Annotated in this window: 1 rRNA gene; it reads left to right on the forward strand. The window is 47.1% G+C overall.

Annotated elements, in window-relative coordinates:
• Positions 1–132: ribosomal RNA gene (locus OGV69_RS00065) — 23S ribosomal RNA — on the forward strand; the annotation flags it as partial.
• Positions 133–244: the final 112 nt, after the last annotated feature.

Genomic DNA, 244 nt, shown 5'->3' on the forward strand with positions numbered 1-244 from the left:
CCGAGATGAGTTCTCCCTGAGACTTTGAGTCTCCTGAAGGAACGTTGAAGACGACGACGTTGATAGGTCGGGTGTGTAAGCGTAGCGATACGTTGAGCTAACCGATACTAATGAACCGTGAGGCTTAACCTTACAACGCCGAAGATGTTTTGGCGGATTTGAGAAGACAGATTTTCAGCCTGATACAGATAAGATTAACCGGCGAAAAGCGGGTTAATAAACAGAATTTGCCTGGCGGCTGTAG

The sequence above is a fragment of the Citrobacter sp. Cc139 genome (assembly GCF_030334645.1).
Classification (GTDB): Bacteria; Pseudomonadota; Gammaproteobacteria; order Enterobacterales; family Enterobacteriaceae; genus Citrobacter; species Citrobacter werkmanii.